This is a genomic window from Actinophytocola sp., assembly GCF_045807065.1.
Classification (GTDB): domain Bacteria; phylum Actinomycetota; class Actinomycetes; order Mycobacteriales; family Pseudonocardiaceae; genus Actinophytocola.
Window position 1 is genome coordinate 1 of record NZ_JBJMIE010000294.1, and the last position, 6,339, is coordinate 6,339.

The 6,339-nt window shown below is 73.8% G+C and carries 5 protein-coding genes; 2 read left to right on the top strand and 3 right to left on the bottom strand.

Annotation, left to right across the window (positions count from 1 at the left end):
- Positions 1–49: 49 nt before the first annotated feature.
- Complete coding sequence (gene cutA, locus ACJ73U_RS17045) at positions 50–358, bottom strand: divalent cation tolerance protein CutA (RefSeq protein WP_407778614.1); 309 nt, start codon at positions 356–358, stop codon at positions 50–52.
- A 51-nt stretch (positions 359–409) separates the two neighbouring features.
- A complete protein-coding gene (locus tag ACJ73U_RS17050) occupies positions 410–1,087 on the bottom strand; it encodes a TetR/AcrR family transcriptional regulator (RefSeq protein WP_407778615.1) in 678 nt (225 codons plus the stop codon).
- Between the two features lie 106 nt (positions 1,088–1,193).
- Between ACJ73U_RS17050 and ACJ73U_RS17055 the strand changes: the two genes are divergently transcribed.
- Positions 1,194–2,609 carry an amidase gene (locus tag ACJ73U_RS17055; RefSeq protein WP_407778616.1) on the top strand — a complete coding sequence of 472 codons (1,416 nt, stop codon included), beginning with the start codon at positions 1,194–1,196 and terminating at the stop codon, positions 2,607–2,609.
- Between the two features lie 172 nt (positions 2,610–2,781).
- Positions 2,782–5,376, top strand: a complete 2,595-nt coding sequence (locus ACJ73U_RS17060) for a hypothetical protein (protein ID WP_407778617.1) — start codon at positions 2,782–2,784, stop codon at positions 5,374–5,376.
- 208 nt (positions 5,377–5,584) lie between these two features.
- Here ACJ73U_RS17060 and ACJ73U_RS17065 read toward each other — a convergent pair.
- The coding region (locus ACJ73U_RS17065; RefSeq protein WP_407778618.1) for an acyl-CoA dehydrogenase family protein at positions 5,585–6,339 on the bottom strand (755 nt) is incomplete at its 5' end.

Here is a 6,339-nt window from a genome sequence, read left to right on the forward strand (position 1 = left end):
GCAATCGGTCACCGTGACACCCGTCGGGGGGTGCCGGAACGTCGTCGTGTCAACGGGAGTCGACGGTTTCGCCCACGAGGTGTCGCACGTTGTCGGTCACCATGAGGTCGTGGACCTCGCCGCCGTGGCGCGCGGTGAGGTGGGCGATCAGGGTGTCGGCGCACTCGGGGGTGGCTTCGATCTCCATCCGCCACTGCTCGCTCGCGAGCGTGTTGCCGTGCCAGTGGAGCACCCGGCGGATCGGACCCTCGATCTGCGCGCAGCAGGCGAACTCGGGACCCGCGATCTCCGCGGCCATGGTGCGGGCCAGCTGCTTGCTGTCGGTAGTGAACGTCACGACGACGTGTTGGTAGTCCATGCCTGTGATAGTAGTCACGGAAAGCGTGATTTTCGCCACCCTGTAACGGGGTCATGCCGTCGGGAGACGGCTTCCGTCCGTGGGAATCGCGGCCTGGACGACGTCGAGGTGGGCGGCGATGATCTCGTCGAACGTCGTGCGGTGGAAGGTGATGGGCCGCAACTCCCTGGCGAAGTGGGTCAGGGCGGGGAACCGCTCCGGGTCGGCACCCAGGACGGTGACGCGGAAGGACTCCATCTTCTGCTCGTACTGCTCCGGGGTGTTGGCAGCCGCCGCCGCACCGGAGGAGACCAGCGCGACCAGCAGGGTGGCGAGCCGGTGGTACTGGCCGGGAATGGCCTCGTCCGGCAGGCCTGACGCACGCAGGGCCTGCAGCACCTCCTCCATCGCCTGGCGGGAGCCGGTGCCGATGGAGGCGTAGCGGCCCCAGATCATGGCGAGCTGGGGATGCCGGCCGAAGGCCTGCCACAGGCGGGTGGCCACGGCGGTGAGGCGTTGGCGCCAGTCCCCTTCCGGCCGGTGGCCGTCCATGGCGGTGACCAGGATCCGGTCGGTGACCGCGAGCAGCAGCTCGGTCTTGTTGCGGAAGTGCCGGTAGAGGCTGGACGAGTCGGTGCCGAGCGCGGCGGCGAGCTGGCGCATGCTGAACGACTCCGTGTCGCCCGTGCGCAGCAGCTCGGTCGCGGTGTCCAGGATCTCCTGCGTCGACCAGCGCTGTCGGCCTGCCATCTCTCCCTCTCGCGTCTTCCGCCAGCCCACATCTAACCATTGCACTCACTGTTGCACGCACCGCGTGCATAATGGTGGCGTAGACACCGTTGAGAGGAGATCGGCAATGGCAGAGCTGCACGACCTCACCGCCGCCGAGCAGGCGGCCGCCGTTCGGCGCGGCGAGGTCAGCCCGGTGGACCTGGTCGAGCACTACCTCGATCGCATCGCCCGGCTGGACGGCGAGCTGGGCGCGTTCGTCACGGTCACCGACGAGGCCGCCCGCGTTCAGGCGAAGGAGGCCGAGCGGGCGGTGCGGTCGGGCGCGCCCCTACCCCCGCTGCACGGGGTGCCGACCGCGATCAAGGACCTGGCGCTGACGGCGGGGGTGCCGACCGCGTTCGGCTCGCGTGCCCTGCGGGGGTTCGTGCCCGTCGTGGACGCCTCGGTGGTGACCGCGCTGCGTGCCGCGGGCACGATCAGCCTCGGCAAGACCACGACGTCGGAGTTCGGGTTGGTTCCCCACGGGGAGACCGACCTGGGGTCCGAGACCCGCAACCCGTGGGACCTCACCCGGTCCGCGCACGGGTCGAGTGCGGGCGCGGCCGCCGCGGTGGCCGCCGGGTTGGTGCCGTTCGCGCACGCCGGCGACGGCGGCGGGTCGATCCGGTTGCCTGCCGGGGCGTGCGGTCTGGTGGGGTTGAAGGCGTCGCGGGACCGGGTTTTCGCCGGACCGCTGCCCTCGGACGTCGGCGGGCTGGCGATCGAGGGGGCCATCACCCGCACCGTGCGGGACGCGGCGCTCGCCTTGGACGCGTTGGCCGTGGCGAACCCGGGGGCGTTGACCGTCCTGCGGCGGCCCGCGGGGACCTTCGCCGACTGTGCCGCCGCGGAGCCGGGGCGGTTGCGCATCGGCCGGTACGTGCGGCTGTCGACCGACGCCGGCGCGGATGCGGACGCCGTCGCCGCCTACGAGGCGGCCGGTGCGGCGCTGGTGGCGGCCGGACACGAGGTGTCTGAGGTCGAGCTGGCCGTGGAGCCGTCGTTCGTCGACGCGTTCGTGGTGTTGTGGGCGGTGACGGCCGCCGCCCTGCCGGTACCGGCCGAACGGGAACCGCTGTTGCGCCCGGTCACCCGGTGGTTGCGTGACCGCGGGCGGCAGGTCGGTGCGACGGAGTTGGTCGCCGCTCGGGCGGCCGTGGAGACCGTTTCCCGGCGCGTGGTCGCCGCGACCGCCGGGTACGACGCGGTGCTCTCGCCCACCGCGCCTTTCGCGGCGCGGCCGATCGGGTGGTTCACCGAGTCGGGCGACCCGGAGCAGGAGTTCGACCGGGCGGTGGAGTTCGCGGCCTACGCCCCACTGCAGAATGCCACCGGCCAGCCGGCGATCTCCCTCCCGGTGCACCGGACCGACGGCGGACTGCCCGTCGGGGTGACGCTCACCGGCCGGCCGGCCGACGAGGGCACGCTGCTGCGGCTGGGGGCACAGCTGGAGCGCGAGCTGGGCTGGCACCGGCACACGTCCCCGATGTGGCGGAGCTAGCTGCGGTGTCGTGGCGGGCGGCCCCCGCCACAACACCGTGGGCTACCCGGTGTCCGCGCCGCCGGCCCGACCACTCGGGACGTTCACCCTTCGTGCCCCTATGCCGTAGTACCCGCGTTTCCTAGAGTTGGGGAGTTCGCGGGGTCGACACGGGTCCATGGGGAGCAGGCAGATGGCCGTTCCACATTCCGCACGTGCGCGGGAGGTCATGCGGCGGCTGGTGGGCACCGAGCGGGTCGAGTACTCGGTGCTGCTGCGCGAGCCGTACCTGCCGGCGGGCTACCAGCCGGTCGACCCGCGTGCGAACGGGCAGGCGTGGCTGTGGACGGACCCGCCGCCCGGCCTGGTCGGCGGCTACGGCGACCCGGCCTCCTACCGGCTGGCGCCGGCGGACGCGCCGCTCTGGCTCCCTCCCGGGCACGTGCTCACGGAGACGAGCGCGTGGCCGGCGCGGGACCAGCACGACTACCGCCGGCACAGCGTCGACCTCACCATGCGCGGCGGTGCCACGTCGGGCGTGGTGTACCCGCTCGCCGTCTGCGAGATCGCGACGAAGTTCCGGGTGCGCAACGTCGGGGGCGCGTCGGCCGGTGCGATCGCCGCCGCCGCGACCGCCGCCGCCGAGCTGGGACGCAGCAGCGACCTGCCGGACGAGGCGTACGCGCCGCTGTCCGCGGCGGACCGCCGCGCGGGCCTGGTCCGGCCCGGCTTCGTGGGCCTCGCGGACACGGTCGGCTGGCTCGCGCAGGTCTCCCCGGACGGCGCCGAGCCGAAGCGCGACGAGTACCGCCTCGCCCAGCTGTTCCGGGCGTCCCCGCGGGACCGCCGGGTGTTCGCGGTGGCCACGGCGGTCATGCGGCAGCGCGTGTGGGCGGTCCCGCTGGTCGCGCTGCTGGCGTTCGGGAGACTGTCGAAGCTGGTCATCGTCCTGCTGGCCCTCGCGGGCGTGGCACTGACGGCGTGGCTCGGCACACGGCTGCCGTCATGGCCGGCGCTGGACCGGCCGGCCACGGGGTTCGGCTGGGCCGCGCTGGGTTGGGGTGTGCTGGACCTGGTCCTGTTCCTCGCCGCCGCCGGTGCGGTCACGGTCCTGGTGACGCGGTTCACCGGCGGATCCGACGGGCGGCCGAAACCACCCGCCTGGCTGGCCGCGCTGTCCACGGTGTCCAGTCGGGACGGCGCGCCGGGTGGCCGAGCGGCCACGGTGTGGCACCCGCTCGCCGCCGTGGTCGTCCTGGCCACCGTCGTCGCGGCGGCGGTGCTCGGCTGGTGGCACTGGGTCGCGAGCGCCCTCGCCGGCAGCACGCTGATCGCGCTCCTCTCGGTGGTGGTCGGGGCGAGCGTGTGGTGGTTCGTCACCCACCTGAGGGATCGGCGGTTCGGCCTGCTCGCCACCGCGACGCCGCCGTCGCGCCGCACGCTCTCCGAGGTGCTCGCCGGTGCGGTGACACCGACCGTCCGCGCGGGCCTGCTGCCATGGCTCACCGACTGCTTCAACCGGCTCGCCGGCCTCGACGAGGGCCAGGTGCTGCGGTTCGGCCACCTCTGGCAGGGCAGGGACTTCCGGCCGATCCCCGACCGCGGGTCCACCGAGGACTGGCTCGCGCGCACGGAGAAGGTGCGCATGCTGTCGGAGAACCCGCGGTTCCGCCTGGTGAACCTGGAACTGGTCACCACGGACCTGTCCCGCCGGCGCCCCTACCGCTTTCCCCTGTCCTGGCAGGAGGAACAGCTGTACTTCCAGCGCGCGGACGTCGACGGCCTGCTGGGTACGGACGTCGTCGACGCGATGGTGGCCGGCGGGGAGCCGACCACCGTCGGCACGCCGGACGGGCAGACCGTGCGCCTGTACCGGCTGCCCGACCCGTGGAACCTGCCGGTCGCGTTCGCGGTCCAGCTCAGCCTGGCGATGCCGGGCCTGTTCAAGTCGGTCCGGCTGTACCGGCTCGTCCCCGGCACCACCATCCGCGACGACCTCGGCCGTGCCATCGCCGGCCCGGACGGGAACGAGCTGTCCACGTGGCCGAAGGACGAGCTGCGGGCCGAAGAGCTGTGGTTCTCCGACGGCGGCATCACGTCGAACTTCCCGGTCCACCTGTTCGACGTGCCCCTGCCCCGCTGGCCGACGTTCGGCCTCAACCTCGGCGAGCACCCGTACGGCTTCCCGCACCAGGACGTCTGGCTGCCGCAGGACTGGCAGGCGACGCATCCGCCGGCGACCCGGCTCCGCTCGTCCGCGCTGAGCTTCCTGAGCACCGTCCTGGACACGGCCCGGAACTGGCGCGACAGCATGCAGACCGGCATGCCCGGCTCCCGCGGCCGGGTCGCCTGGGTGCGGCAGCGCCCCGACGAGGGCGACATCAACCTGTACACGTCCAGGGACATCGTCGCCTCCATGGCCCTGCGCGGCGCACTGGCCGGCGCCCGCCTGTCCAGACGCTTCGGCGATGACAAGCAGTGGGACCGGCACCGCTGGCTACGCCTGCGCACGGCCGTGAACAACATGCGGGACCTGCACCTGGAGACCGGCCGGGCCCGCCCCGCCTACAGCGACATCCTCACCCGGGGTCCCGCCTTCCTCGACGACGCCGAGCACGCGTACCCCTTCGATCCCCACTCCCCGGGGGTGCGGTGGTACCGGCCCCGGTCGGCCCGCTTCTGGACCGCGGCCGAGGAGCTTCTCCCCCACCCGCCCCGGGACCGCGACGCCCTCGCGGGTGACTGCCCGCAGCCACTCCCCGAGCTGAAGCAGACCCCACCGATGTGAGGCCCGCGCGGGCGAGAGCGACGCCTCGACCGGCGCGTCCGGCACATGGCCATGCCCTGAAAGGTGCTTTCGGGACGCGCCCTCCATGACATCGGAGATGTCTCGCAGGCGCGGCCTCGCCGGGGTGGGTGAGCGGCGAGGGCACGCCGGCGGCGCCCAGCTCGCCTGGGTCATCGAGGCCGAGCGGCGTGCATGGCGAGGATCTGGTTCACCTGCCGGCCGGGCGGGTGGTGACGGCCGTCCACACGCTGTCCTCGTCGGAGCCCACGAGCTCGTGGAGGCGCAGCGCCCAGTGCCGGGCCGGGCCGGTCTCGTCACGCAGTGACCACAGCAGCGTGGTGTAGCGGTGCAGCGGGCACTCCTCGGTGATGCCCATCGCGCCGTGGAGCTGGTGGGCCAGCCGGGCGACGGTCGTCGCGACCGGGTCGAGCAGGGTCGCGGCCGCGGCCACCCGGGCCGAGGACAGGTCCAGTGCGGCGGACGCGGCGACCTCCAGCAGGACCCGCGCGCACTCCATCTCGGCCAGCCGGTGCGCGACCGCCTGCAGCTTCGACAGGGGGCGGCCGAACTGGATCCGGGTGGTGACGTGCTCCCGCGTCAGCCGGCACGCGCCCTCGACGGCGCCGAGCGCCGCGTGCACCCGCAGCACCGTGAGCCGCGCATCGAACCCGGGTGGCGCCGGCACGACCTCCGCCGGCACGTCGACGCACTCCACCCGTGCCCTCGGCCGGCCGGCGAGGTCCCGCCAGGGCGTGGTGGCCGCGGCCGCGAGGTCGACGAGTGCGGCGTGCTCGTCGCCCACCAACAGAACCGTGCCGTGCAGGTCGGGCCAGCCCACGTCGGCGGCGGCGGTCACCCGGCCGTTCGTCACGGCCAGGGCCGCCGCGGCCGCCACCGCGGGCGTGGCGGTCAGCGCGCGGGCGAGGGCGACTTCCGCGAGCGGCATGGGCGTCGCGTGCCGGC

Excerpts from the sequence above, each read along its gene's own strand:
- cutA (WP_407778614.1), bottom strand. The coding sequence starts at position 358 with ATGGACTACCAACACGTCGTCGTGACGTTCACTACCGACAGCAAGCAG.
- ACJ73U_RS17050 (WP_407778615.1), bottom strand. The coding sequence starts at position 1,087 with ATGGCAGGCCGACAGCGCTGGTCGACGCAGGAGATCCTGGACACCGCG.
- ACJ73U_RS17055 (WP_407778616.1), top strand. The coding sequence starts at position 1,194 with ATGGCAGAGCTGCACGACCTCACCGCCGCCGAGCAGGCGGCCGCCGTT.
- ACJ73U_RS17060 (WP_407778617.1), top strand. The coding sequence starts at position 2,782 with ATGGCCGTTCCACATTCCGCACGTGCGCGGGAGGTCATGCGGCGGCTG.